Here is a 14,616-nt window from a genome sequence, read left to right on the forward strand (position 1 = left end):
TCGGCGCGACCCAGGGCCGTCGTGAGGCACGGCGCGGTCACGCCGTATCGTCCCGTCGTGTCCTCTCCGTACATTAAGTCCGCCGCGGTAGCGGCGGCGCTCTCCGCGCTCGACGAGGGGCGGGCACCCGAACGGCCGGTGCTCCGGGAGGCGGTCAGGGCCCTGTTGACCATCCTCGCGGATCGGGCCCCCGGCCGATCGGTGGAGGTGCGTGTCCCACCTTACGGTGCAGTTCAGTGTGTTCCGGGGCCGCGACACACCCGGGGTACCCCGCCGAACACCGTGGAGATGGATCCGGAAACGTGGCTCGGGTTGGCCACGGGGCGACTCGACTGGGGGTGGGCGGTCACGCAGGGTCGCGTACGGGCGAGCGGGGCTCGCGCGGACCTGTCCGCGTACCTGCCGCTCTAAACCGGAGTGACGCCCGTTTCTCGTGACCGAAAGCAGTGACAGTGTGACTGTTTGTGGCGACATGGATTCGCGTACACTGTCAGGCGACGACAGTGTGGTCCCGGCCGAGTGGTGCGGAGCAGCCCCCGTGGCTCCGCCAGGCCAGTCCAGACCAGCAAGAGGGAGCGGCAGGTGCCCCGAGGCGACGGCCGGCTGAGCCACGACCTTGATCCCCAACGACCCGGTCCCCAGGACGCGTGTGGCGTCTTCGGTGTCTGGGCTCCGGGTGAAGAGGTCGCCAACCTGACCTATTTCGGGCTGTACGCGTTGCAGCACCGGGGGCAAGAGGCGGCGGGCATCGCGGTCAGCGACGGCTCCGGGGTCGTGGTCTACAAGGATCTCGGCCTGGTGGCCCAGGTCTTCGACGAACCGACCCTGGCCAGCCTGCGTGGTCATCTCGCGATCGGGCACGCCCGATACTCCACGACCGGCGCGTCGACCTGGGAGAATGCCCAGCCGACCATCCGGGCGACCAGCTCCGGCACCACGATCGCGCTGGCCCACAACGGCAACCTGGTCAACAGCGCCGAGCTGCAACGCGAGGTGGCCGAGCGCGGCCTGGGCACCGACGGGTCGAGCAACGACACCTCGCTGGTCACGATGCTGCTGGCCAGTCGCCCGGATCTCTCCGTCGAGGCGGCCGCGCTGGAGGTGCTGCCGCAACTGCGGGGCGCGTTCAGTTTCGTCTTCATGGACGAGTCGACGCTCTACGCGGCGCGTGACCCGCACGGGGTGCGCCCGCTGGTGCTGGGCCGGCTGGAGCGGGGCTGGGTGGTGGCCAGCGAGACCGCCGCGCTGGACATCGTCGGCGCGAGCGTGGTCCGCGAGGTCGAGCCCGGCGAGCTGATCGCTATCGACGCGGACGGGCTGCGGTCCACCCGGTTCGCCGCGCCGGAGCCCAAGGGCTGCCTCTTCGAGTACGTCTACATCGCCCGCCCCGACGCCACCATCGCGGGCCGCAACGTGCATGCGGCCCGGGTGCAGATCGGTCGCCAGCTGGCCAAGGAGCACCCGGCCGAGGCCGATCTGGTGATCCCGGTGCCGGAGTCGGGCACCCCGGCGGCGATCGGCTACGCCGAGGCGTCCGGCATCACCTACGGCGCCGGTCTGGTGAAGAACCCGTACGTCGGGCGTACCTTCATCCAGCCGTCGCAGACCCTGCGGCAGCTCGGCATCCGGCTCAAGCTCAACCCGCTGCGCGAGAACGTACGCGGCAAGCGCCTGGTCGTGGTCGACGACTCCATCGTCCGCGGCAACACCCAGCGCGCGATCGTCCGGATGCTGCGCGAGGCAGGCGCGGTGGAGGTGCACGTACGCATCTCCTCACCGCCGGTCTCCTGGCCCTGCTTCTACGGCATCGACTTCGCCACCCGCGCCGAGCTCCTCGCCAACGGCCTCGACAACGAGGGCATCCGGCGGTCGATCGGTGCGGACACGCTGGGCTACGTCTCGTTGCCCGGTCTGATCGCCGCGACCGAGCAGCCGAAGACCCGGCTGTGTCGGGCCTGCTTCGACGGGGAGTACCCGATCGAGCTTCCGGTCGGCAACCTGATCGGCAAGCATGTGCTCGAAGGCATCGGCCGTCGGGTCGCGAACCGCGCGGCCGACGACACCGACGCCGCGGAGCAACTCGTCACCGCTCCGAGTGGCGGCGACAGCCTCAGCTCGGCGACCACACACCGCCCGTAGCACCACCCGGCTGCCACGCCGGTCACCGTCGACGCGGCAGCCGAGAACCAAAGGGGAGAAACGTGACGCACGTGTCCGAGCGCAGCGGCGCAGGAAGCAGCCCGAGCGGCGCTGGCGGGGACCGTCAGCCCTGGACGGCCGGCACCGGCCGCCCGGCCCGCAAACGCTCGGTCTCGTACGCGGACTCCGGCGTGTCGATCGAGGCTGGTGATCGTGCCGTGGAGCTGCTCAAGTCCAAGGTGAAGCAGACCCGCCGGCCGGAGGTGATGGGCGACCTCGGTGGTTTCGCCGGCCTGTTCCGGCTGGACACCACGAAATACAAGAACCCGATCCTGGCCTCGTCGACGGACGGCGTCGGCACCAAGCTGGTGATCGCCCAGCAGATGAACATCCACGACACGGTCGGCATCGACCTGGTCGCGATGGTCGTCGATGATCTGGTCGCCTGTGGCGCCGAGCCGCTGTTCCTGCTCGACTACATCGCCACCGGTGAGGTGGTGCCGGACAAGGTCGCCGAGATCGGCGCTGGCATCGCCGACGGCTGCCGGTACGCGGGCTGCGCGCTGCTCGGCGGGGAGACCGCCGAGCACCCGGGTGTGCTGCGCCCCGACGAGTACGACGTCTCCGCCACCGGCGTCGGCGTGGTGGAGGAGAGCGAGATCCTCAGTTCGGAGCGGGTCGAGGTGGGCGACGTGGTGCTCGCCATGCGCTCGTCCGGCCTGCACTCGAACGGCTACTCGCTGGTCCGGCACGTGCTGCTCGGCGCGGGCCGGATGCGGTTGGACGTGGTGATCGACGACTTCGGGCGGCAGCGCACCCTCGGTGAGGAGCTCCTCACCCCCACCAAGATCTACGCACAGGACTGCCTCAAGCTGATCGCCGAGGCCGAGGTCCGGGCCTTCGCCCACGTCACCGGCGGCGGCATCCCCGGCAACCTGGTGCGGATCCTGCCGGAGCACGTGGACGCCGTGGTCAACCGCTCGACCTGGAAGCCGCAGCCGATCTTCGACCTGATCCAGTCCAAGGGCCGGATCGAGGACCCGGAGATGGAGGCGACCTTCAACATGGGCGTCGGCATGTTCGCGATCGTCTCGGCCGAGGACGCCGACCGCGCGCTGGCCACGCTGACCGGTCGCGGTGTCGACGCCTGGCAGGCCGGCGAGATCATCGAGGGCACCGGCGAGGTGCGGATGGTCGGCCAGCACACCCGTGGGTGATCATTACCCTGCGCTGATTGTCCAATCACCTGATCAGGGGTTCACCCGAGTAGCTGTCGCCGCCTAGCCTGAAGGGCACCCTCGAAGCTGTGGGGCGCGCCCCCACCTGGGGTGTGCCCGGCAGCCGTCAACCGCTACAGAGGAGGGCGATGGCTGCGCGGGGACGGTCATTGCGCGGGATGCGGGGCCTGGCCACCGTCCCGTCGTACGTCGTGATGCAGCCCACCACCCTCTGCAACCTCGACTGCGCTTACTGCTATCTCCCGTTCCGGGCGGCCGACCGGCGGATGTCCGTCGCGGTGGCCGAAGCGGTGGCCGCCTCGGTCAACCGCTTGGCGTCCTCGGGGAGGTTCTCCGTGGTCTGGCACGGCGGCGAACCGCTGGCCGCCGGCCGGGAACAGCTCGCGGCGCTGATGGCGCCGTTCGGGCCGGAGGTGGAGCACCACGTCCAGACCAACGCCACGTTGATCGACGACGGCTGGTGCGAGTTCTTCGCCACGCACAAGATGCGGGTGAGCGTGAGCGTGGACGGCCCCCGGGCGCGCAACGGCGATCGGGTGACCCGGGCCGGCCGGCCGGCGTACGACCGGATCGTCCGTGGGGTGGCGGCGCTGCGCCGGCACGGGCTGCCGTTCTCGGCGCTCGCGGTGGTCAACGACCCGTCGCCGGGCCGGGCCGCGGAGCTGTACGACTACTTCCTCGACCTCGGCTGCGAGGTGCTCGGCGTGAACATCGAGGAGACCGAGGGGGTCAACACCCGGGCCAACGCTCACGACCCCGCCGCCGTGACCGGGTTCTGGGCCGAGCTGGTCTCGGCCTGGCGGCGTGATCCCCGGATCCACCTGCGGGAGGTCGAGTGGTCGCTGCGGTACACCGCGGCGGTGCTGGACGACACGACGGCCGACCTGCTGCCCAGTCGGCTCGACCCGATTCCGACAGTGGCGTACGACGGTTCGGTCGTCGTGCTCTCGCCGGAACTGGCCGGCTTCAGCGATCCCCGCTACGGCGACTTCTCCAGCGGGAACGTGCTCACCGCCCCGTTGCACACGATCTTGGCTGGTGCCCAGCGGACGGCGTGGGTCGCCGAGTTCATCGACGGCGTGGAGGCCTGCCGCTCCTCCTGCCCGTATTTCGGTTTCTGTGGCGGGGGGCACGCGGCCAACCGTTACTTCGAGCTGGGGCGTTTTGACGGTACGGAGACCGAGCACTGCCGCAACAGCAAGATCCGCTTACTGGAGGGAGTGTTGGAGCATGCCCGAGACCACCAGTCACCGGGAGCCTGAGACCGTGCCGGGAGACGAGCCCGACCAGGTCGCCGACCGGGTTCGGGAGGCCGCCGCCGGGCTCACCGCCCTGCTCCACGAGGCCGAGGTCGCGCGTCAGCTACGGGCGGAGGTGGCGGGTGGCGACGGGGCCAGCGCGGTCTGTGCCTGGAACCACTTCGAGAACATCCCGACGTTCTACAACTGGAACAACCGCCCCCGCTGACTGCTTGGCGCCGAGGGCCCACCATGCCGCCGGAACACCGTCCGGGCGTGGCGGGCCCTCGGCTCGTCGGGTGGCACACACCGTGGCACCGCCACGAGCGGGCACATACGTGAGCACGCGGGGAGTCACCGCGTGCTCAGATGTGACCGGGGGTCAGCGGATCGGACCGACCCAGTTGTCCGGGTCGTCGTCGGAGTGGTCCTCGTCATCGTCGACGTACTCTTTGTAGTCGTCGTCGAAGTTGCGGTCCGACTTGCCGCTGCCGCCGAGTTCTCGCTGCAAGGCGGCGAGGTCGGTGTTCGGGGAGTGGTACTTCAGCTCCCGGGCCACCTTTGTCTGCTTGGCCTTAGCACGGCCGCGCCCCATGGCTCGACCCCCTCGCACAGAATGCGGGGCAGCCCGAAGGCGGGCCCCGATGACGTCAGGCATCTCTCGTGGCTCTTACGGTACATGGGGATGCCACCGTTCGGCACCTCGGGTTACCGACGACCGCAGCCGCGCGTTTCGGTCAACCGGTCGTCACCCATTGTACCCGGTAAGGACCGATGGCGAAAAACGGTCCTGACATAGGGCAAATCTCCACGAACGCGTCGTATCTTCAGCTTAGCCGGGCCCGGCCGCTGAGGGCGGGACCGACCGGTCCGCCCCCGGCGGCGCGTCTTCAACGCAGGTGGATCGTGCGCAGCCGGCCGATCTCGGCCATCCGCCGTTCGGCCAACCGGTCGGCCGCCACGGCCGGCGGCACGCCGTCGGCGTCGGCGAGCCGGAGGATCTCCCGGGTGGTGTCGTAGATCCGGGTGGCCCGCAGCTTGGCCCGGTCGAAGTCGAAGCCCTCGATCTCGTCCGCGACCTGGATCACACCGCCCGCGTTCACCACGTAGTCCGGCGCGTAGAGGATGCCCCGGTCGGCGAGTAGCTTCTCGACGCCGGTGTGGGCGAGTTGGTTGTTGGCCGCCCCGGCGACCACCTTCGCCCGCAGCACCGCCACGGTGTCGTCGTCCAGGGCGCCCCCGAGGGCGCACGGGGCGTACACGTCGATGTCGGCGGCGACCAGTGCGGCCACGTCGTGGACCAGGGTGATCTCGGGATGGGTGGTGCGGGCCCACTCCACCGCCCGCGGGCTGACGTCGGTGGCGACCACCTCGGCCCCGTCGTCGAGCAGGTGGCCGACGAGGCACCTGCCGACCTTGCCCAGGCCGGCCACGCCGACCCGCCGGCCGTGCAGCGTCGGCACGCCCCAGACGTGCTCGGCCGCCGCCCGCATGCCCTGGAACACGCCCCAGGCGGTGAGGATCGAGGAGTCTCCGGCCCCGCCGTGCTCGACGCTGCGGCCCGTGACGTACCGCGTCTCGCGCGCGATCACGTCCATGTCCGGCACATACGTGCCGACGTCGCAGGCGGTGTAGTAGCGCCCGCCGAGCGACTCCACGAAGCGGCCGTACGCGCGCAGCAGCGCCTCGCTCTTGACCTGCTCGGGGTCGCCCCAGATGACCGCCTTGCCGCCGCCCAGGTCCAGGCCGGCGAGGGCGTTCTTGTACGCCATGCCGCGGGAGAGGTCGAGCACGTCGGCGAGGGCGGCCGCCTCGCTGTCGTACGGGTAGAACCGGGTGCCGCCGAGCGCGGGGCCCAGCGCGGTGGAGTAGATGCCGATGATCGCCTTCAGGCCGGTCTGCTTGTCCTGGCAGAACACGACCTGCTCGTGACCCGTGGACTCCGGGTCGTCGGTGTTGGCGAATACGCCCATGACTGGCTCCTGTGTCGGCGGGCGTCCTTGTGGGACGCGGACCTGGTCAACACCGGCGGGATGCTGCCGGTGCTGCGAGCCTAGTATCGGCGTGCGTCGCGCCGCCCTCCCCGGCGGCGCCGTCCCGCCCTCCGGGCAGCCGGCGGCACCGCGACCAGGAGTCGGCACCGCGCAGCGAGCCGTCCGGTGCGCCCCGCCCCGCTGTCCCGGGGATGACGCCGAGCAACGCTCGGCTTGCGGTTCATGGGAGGATCGCGCCGTGCCGTCGCTCTTCGCTTCATACCTGCGCGTGTACGAGCCGCTGACCGCATTCGACCGGGATCGCCAGTCGTACTGGCGGCGCTACGTCGAGCAGGGGCGGGCGGTGGCGCCGGTGGAGGGGCCCGGCCGGCAGCGGACCGCGGTGATCGAGGCGCTCGGCGCCGGTTGGACCCGGCTGCCCGATCTGCCGGACGAGGCGTACGTGCTGGAGACCGACGAGACCCTGCTGGTGTGCCCGTGGAACCTGCGCATCCGGGTGGCCGAGGCGGCGTTGAGCGCGCGGGACGGGGTGCCCCCGGTGCTGGCCGACGCGTTCGTCCCGCCGGTGCTGGCCGGGCAGGCCAAGGCGGTGGTGGAGGACTGGCGCAGCGGGGCCCGGGTGCTGGAGCACGGCGTGCCCCGGGTGCACGAGCAGATAGCGACCTGGGGCGTGCCACTGCGCTGGTTCGTGCTCTTCGAGGCGCAGGAGCGCAACCACGTGAGCGCACCCGGGCGCCGCTCGCTGCGCTTCCGGACGGAGATCTCCAAGGCCCGCCGCCGCTCGTCCCGGGCCCTCGCGGTGTTGCGCAAGTCGGTCGGCGACGCGCCGATCACCGAGGCGGTCGAGGAAGCCGCCCGCTGGCTGGAGGAGTTCCACCCCCGTTCGGTGGTCGAACTGGACTACGGCGGGCTGGTCGACCTGCTCTCCGACGAGACGCTGGCCCAGGACGACTCGCCCGAACTGGTTGCGGCGGGACTTGCCGGGCTGTCCCGGGGCGAGGCGGAGGAGGCTTCGGCGGCGTACGACAAGCTCGTCGCCCGCTGGCGCGCGGTGCAACTTTTGGAGCGCTGCAACTAGTCCGAAATTGTCCTAATTTCGGGACGTAACATGAGGCAGCTTCGTAGTTGACGCATCACGAACCGTGATCATGAGTCCGAATAAGGCGGTTTCTGGGGTATAAAAGTAGTATAAATCGGGCATGGTTCATCCGTCCGTCTAGGGACGTCCGGCCGTTCGGCCCATGTCGGACATCGGGGACTAGCCGGACCATGGGAGACGCGTCGGCCGGCGGGACCCCGGCCGATGTCTATACATGTGGAGGAGTGACCGATGGCATCGCGAACGCACGAACCAGAGCCGCTACTCACACCGGCCGAGGTGGCGTCGATGTTCCGTGTCGACCCGAAGACGGTGACCCGCTGGGCCAAGGCTGGCAAGCTGAGCGCCATCCGGACCCTCGGCGGCCACCGCCGGTACCGCGAGTCTGAGGTCAGGGCGTTGCTGCAGGGGCAGATCCCGCAGCAACGCCAGGGGGACTGACCGGCCGGCTGGCAGATAGCAGAATTTCACGAGGGGCGGCGGACAGGTTCCGCCGCCCCTCGTCATGCCCGGGCGAGCGGCGACCCGGCCGGGTTCAGTCGGTCAACTCGACCCGGATCCCCACCGTGCCGCCCTCGCCCCGGCGCAGCCGGCTACCGAGCAGGGTCAGTCGGCCGATCACCCGGTACTTCTGCTTGATCAGGCCACGGATGCGGCCGGTCGCCGGCGGGTCGTAGAGGCTCGCGCGGGCGGGCACCGCCTCGCCGTGCGGCCGGCCGCGTACGTCACACGGGGCCACCGTGACGTCCCCGCTGCGGCGGATCCGCTTCACCTTGCCGGCGTCGGCCGCCGACCAGACGGCCAGGGCATCGCCGTCGCGGACCGCCCACACCGGGGTCGGCACCGCGCGGCCGTCCTTGCGGAAGGTGGTCAGGAGGATGTATTTCTCCGCCGAGAGGCGGTCCAACGTGGTCACGCCGCCAGGATACGGGCGCTGCGGCTGCCTGAGCAGCCCGATAGCGTTAAGCACGTGACGGGGGAACCACGAATCGGTGACGTCTTCGGGGAACTGCTGCGCGACGCGCTGGCCGTGGCGACCGGGGTCGGCCCGCGGCCCCTGGCCGGTGGGCGCCTGCCCCGCCCGGTAATCGAGATCATCGAGCGGGACGACGGGCTGGTCAACGGCGCGCCGGCCGCGCACTACCTCGACGGGCCGCAGGACTGGCAACCCCACGACCACCGGGCGGTGGACCGGGTGCGCGGCGCGACGCTGGATGTCGGCGTCGGTGCCGGACGGATCGCGTTGCTGCTCCAAGAGCGCGGCGTACCCGTCACCGGGCTGGACGTCTCCCCCGGCGCATTGCAGGTCTGCCGCCGCCGGGGCGTGCGTGACCTCGTGCAGGCCACGGTCGACGAGCACGCCGCGAGCGGGCGGCGCTACGACACGTTCCTGTTGCTCGGCAACAACCTCGGGCTGATCGAGGGCCGGGAGCGGGCACCCGCCTTCCTCGCGGCGCTGGCCGCGATGGCCCGCCCCGGGGCCCAGCTGATCGCCCATGGCACCGATCCGTACGGCACCCGTGACCCCGTACACACCGGCTATCACGAGCACAACCGCCGCCGGGGCCGCCTCGGCGGGCAGTTGCGGCTGCGGCTGCGCTACCGCGAGCTGGCCACACCCTGGTTCGACTACCTGGTCTGCTCGCCGGCCGAGCTGGCCGAGCTGGTCAGCGGCTCCGCCTGGCGACTGACCGACGTGGACGAGCACGACGCGCCGTACTATCTCGCCACTCTGCGACTGGCCGGCTGAGCCGGCGGCGGGCGTCAAGAGGGCCCCCTGCTCGGCCGGCGGCGTCGACAAGGGGCCCCACCTTGAATCTCAGACCTGGACGGTCGGGGGAAGCTGCTCCGGAGGGAGTCCGCCGTCACCGTCGACGACCTCGTCGGGCTGACCGTCCTCGTCGATGTCGACCATCGTGACGTCCACCTTGCCGTCCCCGTCGGTGTCGAACTGGAACAGGTCGGCCTTCCCGTCACCGTCGGTGTCGACCACCCACACATCGGTGCGGCCGTCGTTGTTGGTGTCGGCGCGCAGCAGCTCGACGCGCGCGTCGCCGCGCGTCTCCACCGTCTCCTCGGCGCCCGCGCCGTCCACGGTCTCCGGTGCCTGGCTCATCTGCTCGTCCTTCCCTCGGTTGTCGGCGATCTGTACCCGATCCGGCCCGCCCCCACGCATCGGCGCGGGGTCGGCGCTGCATAGGGTCGCAGCATGACTGAGCGGAGCGTACGGGCTGGCTCCGGCGTGGCGGCGATCCCGCGCGCCGGCGGCGTCAGCGAGCGGTCGATGGTCACTGTGCGGTGGTGTCGCGATGACTGAACGGTTCGTGGTGGTGGGGGCCGGCACGATGGGCCTGGGCATCGCGTACGTGGCCGCCGGCAGCGGTCACGCGGTGGAGTTGGTCGAGGTGGATCGGGAGCGCGGCAGCGCGGCAGTGCGCCGGCTCGCCCAGCTCTGGGAGGGTGCCGTGCAGCGCGGCCGGCTCACCGCCGAGCAGGCCACGGCCAGCCGGGAGCGGGTCGTCCTGCGGTCGGGGCTCGCCGAGGTGGGCCAGGGGCCGGAGGTGATCGTGGAGGCGGTACCGGAACGGCTGGACCTCAAACGCACCGTACTGGCCGAGGCGGAGGCGCTGCGCCCCGAGTTGCTGGGCAGCAACACCTCCAGCATCCCGATCGCCGGCCTCGCCGAGGGGTTGTCACGACCGGAGCGGTTCTGCGGGCTGCACTTCTTCAACCCGGTCTGGGCGATGGCGCTGCTGGAGATCGTGATCGGGCCGGCCACCGCACCGGAGACCACGGACGCGGCGGTCGCGCTCGCCGGCCGGCTGGGCAAGGATCCCGTCCTGGTCCGCGACATGCCGGGCTTCGCCACCTCGCGGCTCGGCGTGACGCTCGGGCTGGAGGCGATCCGGATGGTGGCCGACGGGGTGGCCAGCCCCGCCGACATCGACAAGGCGATGACGCTCGGTTACCGACACCCCGTCGGGCCGCTGGAGCTGACCGATCTGGTGGGTCTGGACGTGCGCCTCGACATCGCCCGCACCCTGCGGGCCGCCTACGGGGACCGGTTCGCCCCGCCGCCACTGCTGGTGGATCTGGTCGCGGCGGGACGGCTGGGCAAGAAGTCCGGGCAGGGCTTCTACCGGTGGGTCGACGGCGTCCGGTCCGGCGGCACGGAGCCGTTCGAGGTGCCCGGCCGCACCCGGGCAGCCCGACGCCCGGCGGCGGGTCGGGTGGCGCCGGGTCGGCAGTGGGAGCGGCCCGGTGAGTGGGGGGCTGCGCGTCGAGGAGCAGCCGGACCGGCTGGTGGTCACGCTGGACCGGCCCGAGAAGCGCAATGCCATCGACGCCGATCTGATCGCCGCGCTGCACGAGGTCTGCGCCGAGTTGGAGGCACGCCCCCGGATGCTGTTGCTGACCGGCGGCACGGAGGGGATCTTCGCCGGTGGTGCCGACATCGCCCAGCTTCGCGAGCGGGGACGACTGGACGCACTGGCCGCGATCAACTCGGCCGCCTTCGCCCGGGTCCGGGCGTTGCCGATGCCGACCGTGGCGGCCGTCGACGGCCCGGCGCTGGGCGGCGGCGCCGAGTTGGCGTACGCCTGCGATCTTCGGGTCTGCACCGAGCGGGCGGTCTTCGGCCAGCCGGAGGTACGGCTCGGCATCCTGGCCGGCGCCGGCGCGACCCACCGGCTGCCGGCGCTGGTCGGGAGGCCCGGGCCAAGGAGCTGTTGTTCACCGGGCGACGGGTGGACGCCGCGGAGGCGCTGCGGGTCGGGCTGGTCAACCGCGTGGTCCCGACCCCGGACGAGCTACTGCCCGCAGCCCACGGACTGATCGACGAGATGACCAAGGGGTCGGCGTTGGCGCTGCGGCTGACCAAGCTCGCCGTCGACGCCCCGGCCGCCGCGCACCCGCACCTGGACCTGGTCAGCCAGGCGGTGCTCTTCACCGACGAGGAGAAACATCGCCGGATGACGGAGTTCCTCCAGCGGCGCGGGCGCTGACCGGGCCGGAAGACGGCGACGGCCGCACCGGATTCCGGTGCGGCCGTCCGTGCCGGGTGGGTCAGCCGTCCAGCGCCGCCAGCGGCACGCCGGCGTCGGCGAGCGCCTGGATCACCGCGGCCGACTCACCGAACCCGATGATCAGCACGGCGTCGGCACCGAAGTCCTTGATCTGGTTGGCGCCGGCACTGAAGTTGATGGGCGCGGCCTCGGCGTCCTCACCGGGCTCGTAGCCGAGCAGCTTCACCGTGTCGCTGCCGAAACCGGCCCGCTCCAGCTCGGCCCGGACGACCTCCTGGAGGCCCTCGCCATAGGAGTCCTTCCGAGCCACGATCGCGATCTTGTGCGGCCCGTCCCGGAGGATCACGTCGGCCAGCGCCCGACCCTGGAGGCTGTCCGGCGGCGCGGTGCGGAAGTAGAGCCCTTTGTCGTCCGCCTCGGTCAGGCTCGCGGCCGTGTTCGACGGCGAGAAGAGGATCAGGCCGGCCTTCACCACGTCCTCCAGCACTGCGGCGGAGATCCCGGAGGCGCCGGCGCCGATGATCACGTGTACCTCGGCACCCACGTGGCGAGCCACGGTCGCCTTGGCCACCGCCGGGCTTGTGCCGTCGTCGCCGTCGATCCAGACCACGTCCTCGCCGAGCACCCCGCCGGCCGCGTTGATCTCCTTGATCGCCAGCTCGGCGCCGGCGGCCATCGGCGGATAGGCCAGCGCCAGGTCGCCGGTCTTGGGCAGTAGACCGCCGATGACGAGGGGCGCACCGCTCGCCAGGCCGGTGAAGTTGCCGGACTGCCGCCTGCCCGCCGGTGGCTTCTTGGAGCTGGCCGCGGAGTCGTCACCGGCGCCGACGAACTCGGTCTTGGCGTCGTTCAGCTGCCGGCCGTCGAAGTGCAGGGTGGCGTAGCTGGCGGTGGCCGGCTCGCCCGCGTCGGTGAAACCGGCCCGGGTGATCGAGACGCTGCGATACTCGATGTCCGTCCCCTCGCGGGCGAGGCGCAGGCACTGGTTCGCGGTGCTGCAGCGGGTGCCCCCGTTGGTGACACCGACGATCTGCTTGGCGATGTCCGCCGGATCGGTGCTGCCGGCGAGCTGCGCCGCCAGGGCGCTGATCACCACCGCGTCGTACGACTCGGCGGCGTAGAGGTAGTCGGTCAGCTTCGAGTCCACCGACCGTAGCCGGTTCTTGAAGCCCTCCGGCAGCGGCGTGAGCGGCGTGGTGCCCTTCATCCCGTCGACCAGGTTGGCGCGATCCTGCAACTCTTCCGGGTACGAGTTGAGCATGTTGCCATCCGTGCCGTAGAGGCGCACCTGTTGGGCGGTCGCCTCCTCGGGCTGGTCATCCCCACAGGCGCTGGTGGCGAGCAGGGCCGTGGCGCAGACAGCCAGGATGGCCGTCCGCGAGCCGCGTGACATGTGCATGGTCGTCCTTCCTCGGGCGAAGGTCCGCTGCGCAGACTAGCGTGCCTGGCTGGGCCGCGGGACCGTGGAGGGCGGTCTATCCGCAGGTCGCCTCCACCATGTGCGGAGAGTAACCATAGAAGCTTCCTTGACCGCGACCCCTACCGTGCGGTGGGTGACCGACTCGCCACAGCAGACGTTCGACGACGCCGCAGCCATTCTCAGCTCGGCGCTCGACGGGGACTCCGACGCCGTGGCGGGGACCTTCGACGCGGTCGTCGACCGGGCCGGCCTCGTCGGCGCGTACGACGTGGCGTGGTGCCTGGCCGCGACGATGGTCGGTGATCCGGTGCCGCCCGGTGCGTGTGCGCTCGAATTTCCCGGCATCGAGCAGGCCGGGTACGACGCCCGGTGGGTGGCCCGCTTCGTCAGCGCGTACGCCAATGCCGACCTCGACACGGCCCGGGCGCTGTTCGGGGCGGCGGCAGCCGACGGGCGGCTGCCGGAATGCCTGCTCACTCTCGCCGGCTCGACCGTGGCGACGCTGCGGCACCGGGCCGCCTGACCGTTTCCGCCGGTCGTCACGGCGGTCGCGTCGGTTCTCATGCCGGGTCGTGGATCAGTGTCGTTGCATAGCGGGAGAGCAGTTCGTGCCAGCCGGCCGTGAGCGCTCGCCGGTAGCCCTCCGCGGCGGTGCCGTGCCGGTCGAAGTGCCGGTGCGCCACCTCGACCAGCGTGCCGGAACGGGCCGGGGTGAACAGCACCTCCACCTCGCTGGCCCGCGCCGGGTCGGGCACCGGCGCCCGATCCGCGCCGATCTGCCAGGTGAAGACCAGCCGGCGGGGTGGGTCCCAGGTCAGCACCCGCCCCCAGTCGCTGCGGAAACCGTAGGGGCCGATCTCGTAGAGCATGCCGCCGGCTCGGGGCTCCATACCCAACTCGGCCAGGAGGGCCGGTCCGGACCAGGTGTACTCCATCACCCACCAGTCGGCGAGTCGGGCGCTGAACACCTCGTACGCCCGCTCGGCCGGCGCGGGGACGAGCAGGGTGCTGCGGAGTGCGAATCGCTCGTGGTCCTGCTGGATGTCGGCAGGATCGGCCATCCCCTGTCCCATAGGCCCGGACCATACCGGCTGATGCCCGGGTGCGCAGCTTCCACCGATGCCTCTCCCGCCTGGTGACGGGCGAAAGCAAAGAAAAGCGCCGACCGGCGTTTCCGCTGATCGGCGCTGCAATAGCCCGGCGAAAGGCTATGTGGCCAGGGGCGGGGTCGAACCGCCGACCTTCCGATTTTCAGTCGGACGCTCGTACCAACTGAGCTACCTGGCCATGATGCTCGGTTCATGCTACCCGGCCCGGGGGATCGCCGCCGGAAGGGTCACACGCCCCGATACGCAGAACGCCGCGCGTGTTGCGCGGCGTCAGCGCTTGCGGTCCTGACGGGACTTGAACCCGCGACCTCCGCCTTGACAGGGCGGCGAGCACTCCAACTGCTCCACAGGACC

At 71.2% G+C, this 14,616-nt stretch carries 15 protein-coding genes, 2 tRNA genes and 2 pseudogenes; 11 read left to right on the plus strand and 8 right to left on the minus strand.

The window, feature by feature from the left end:
* Window positions 1-57 precede the first annotated feature (57 nt).
* From KIF24_RS30455 to amcA, 5 genes are all read left to right on the plus strand, one after another.
* Window positions 58-411, plus strand: coding sequence for a sterol carrier family protein (locus KIF24_RS30455; RefSeq protein ID WP_221086969.1), 354 nt, complete (start codon window positions 58-60; stop codon window positions 409-411).
* A 171-nt stretch (window positions 412-582) separates the two neighbouring features.
* Window positions 583-2,139 carry an amidophosphoribosyltransferase gene (gene purF / locus KIF24_RS30460; RefSeq protein ID WP_221086970.1) on the plus strand — a complete coding sequence of 519 codons (1,557 nt, stop codon included), beginning with the start codon at window positions 583-585 and terminating at the stop codon, window positions 2,137-2,139.
* A 62-nt stretch (window positions 2,140-2,201) separates the two neighbouring features.
* Complete coding sequence (gene purM / locus KIF24_RS30465) at window positions 2,202-3,356, plus strand: phosphoribosylformylglycinamidine cyclo-ligase (RefSeq protein WP_221086971.1); 1,155 nt, start codon at window positions 2,202-2,204, stop codon at window positions 3,354-3,356.
* Between the two features lie 179 nt (window positions 3,357-3,535).
* On the plus strand, window positions 3,536-4,639 hold the full coding sequence (gene amcB / locus KIF24_RS30470; RefSeq protein WP_331461405.1) for a cyclophane-forming radical SAM peptide maturase AmcB: 1,104 nt from the start codon (window positions 3,536-3,538) through the stop codon (window positions 4,637-4,639).
* On the plus strand, window positions 4,608-4,844 hold the full coding sequence (gene amcA / locus KIF24_RS30475) for a multiple cyclophane-containing RiPP AmcA (protein WP_221086973.1): 237 nt from the start codon (window positions 4,608-4,610) through the stop codon (window positions 4,842-4,844). Before amcB ends, amcA begins: the two co-directional genes overlap by 32 nt.
* Before the next feature lie 153 nt (window positions 4,845-4,997).
* Here the strand turns inward: amcA and KIF24_RS30480 are convergent, their stop codons facing one another.
* Window positions 4,998-5,210: a DUF3073 domain-containing protein gene (locus tag KIF24_RS30480; RefSeq protein ID WP_221086974.1), complete on the minus strand. Its 213-nt coding sequence runs from the start codon at window positions 5,208-5,210 to the stop codon at window positions 4,998-5,000.
* Window positions 5,211-5,505: 295 nt separating this feature from the next.
* A complete protein-coding gene (locus KIF24_RS30485) occupies window positions 5,506-6,588 on the minus strand; it encodes a Leu/Phe/Val dehydrogenase (RefSeq protein ID WP_221086975.1) in 1,083 nt (360 codons plus the stop codon).
* A gap of 259 nt (window positions 6,589-6,847) precedes the next feature.
* Between KIF24_RS30485 and KIF24_RS30490 the strand changes: the two genes are divergently transcribed.
* Complete coding sequence (locus KIF24_RS30490) at window positions 6,848-7,687, plus strand: hypothetical protein (protein ID WP_221086976.1); 840 nt, start codon at window positions 6,848-6,850, stop codon at window positions 7,685-7,687.
* Between the two features lie 252 nt (window positions 7,688-7,939).
* Window positions 7,940-8,149, plus strand: coding sequence for a BldC family transcriptional regulator (locus KIF24_RS30495; RefSeq protein ID WP_007073996.1), 210 nt, complete (start codon window positions 7,940-7,942; stop codon window positions 8,147-8,149).
* Between the two features lie 94 nt (window positions 8,150-8,243).
* On the opposite strand, the gene KIF24_RS30500 is transcribed toward KIF24_RS30495, so the two are convergent.
* The gene (locus KIF24_RS30500; RefSeq protein ID WP_221086977.1) at window positions 8,244-8,624 is read right to left on the minus strand and encodes a PPOX class F420-dependent oxidoreductase; all 381 of its coding nucleotides are present in this window, start codon (window positions 8,622-8,624) and stop codon (window positions 8,244-8,246) included.
* Between the two features lie 54 nt (window positions 8,625-8,678).
* Here KIF24_RS30500 and KIF24_RS30505 point away from each other — a divergent pair, with 54 nt between their 5' ends.
* Window positions 8,679-9,458, plus strand: a complete 780-nt coding sequence (locus tag KIF24_RS30505) for a class I SAM-dependent methyltransferase (RefSeq protein WP_221086978.1) — start codon at window positions 8,679-8,681, stop codon at window positions 9,456-9,458.
* Between the two features lie 69 nt (window positions 9,459-9,527).
* Here the strand turns inward: KIF24_RS30505 and KIF24_RS30510 are convergent, their stop codons facing one another.
* Window positions 9,528-9,824, minus strand: coding sequence for a hypothetical protein (locus KIF24_RS30510; protein WP_221086979.1), 297 nt, complete (start codon window positions 9,822-9,824; stop codon window positions 9,528-9,530).
* A 193-nt stretch (window positions 9,825-10,017) separates the two neighbouring features.
* On the opposite strand from KIF24_RS30510, the pseudogene KIF24_RS30515 reads away from it, so the two are divergent.
* A pseudogene (locus tag KIF24_RS30515) lies at window positions 10,018-10,872 on the plus strand (3-hydroxyacyl-CoA dehydrogenase family protein); the annotation flags it as partial.
* 97 nt (window positions 10,873-10,969) lie between these two features.
* Window positions 10,970-11,712 (plus strand): annotated as a pseudogene (locus tag KIF24_RS30520) (enoyl-CoA hydratase/isomerase family protein).
* A 61-nt stretch (window positions 11,713-11,773) separates the two neighbouring features.
* On the opposite strand, the gene KIF24_RS30525 reads toward KIF24_RS30520, so the two are convergent.
* The gene (locus KIF24_RS30525) at window positions 11,774-13,132 is read right to left on the minus strand and encodes an ABC transporter substrate-binding protein (protein ID WP_221086980.1); all 1,359 of its coding nucleotides are present in this window, start codon (window positions 13,130-13,132) and stop codon (window positions 11,774-11,776) included.
* A gap of 154 nt (window positions 13,133-13,286) precedes the next feature.
* Here KIF24_RS30525 and KIF24_RS30530 point away from each other — a divergent pair, with 154 nt between their 5' ends.
* Window positions 13,287-13,676 carry a hypothetical protein gene (locus KIF24_RS30530; protein WP_221086981.1) on the plus strand — a complete coding sequence of 130 codons (390 nt, stop codon included), beginning with the start codon at window positions 13,287-13,289 and terminating at the stop codon, window positions 13,674-13,676.
* A gap of 37 nt (window positions 13,677-13,713) precedes the next feature.
* Here the strand turns inward: KIF24_RS30530 and KIF24_RS30535 are convergent, their stop codons facing one another.
* The 3 genes from KIF24_RS30535 to KIF24_RS30545 form a co-directional block, all read right to left on the minus strand.
* Entirely contained in the window at window positions 13,714-14,226 is a 513-nt protein-coding gene (locus KIF24_RS30535) for an SRPBCC family protein (RefSeq protein ID WP_221086982.1), read from the minus strand.
* Window positions 14,227-14,366: 140 nt separating this feature from the next.
* A tRNA-Phe gene (locus KIF24_RS30540) sits at window positions 14,367-14,440 on the minus strand.
* 102 nt (window positions 14,441-14,542) lie between these two features.
* Window positions 14,543-14,616 (minus strand) — tRNA-Asp (locus tag KIF24_RS30545).

Source organism: Micromonospora tarapacensis (assembly GCF_019697375.1).
Taxonomy (GTDB): Bacteria; Actinomycetota; Actinomycetes; order Mycobacteriales; family Micromonosporaceae; genus Micromonospora; species Micromonospora tarapacensis.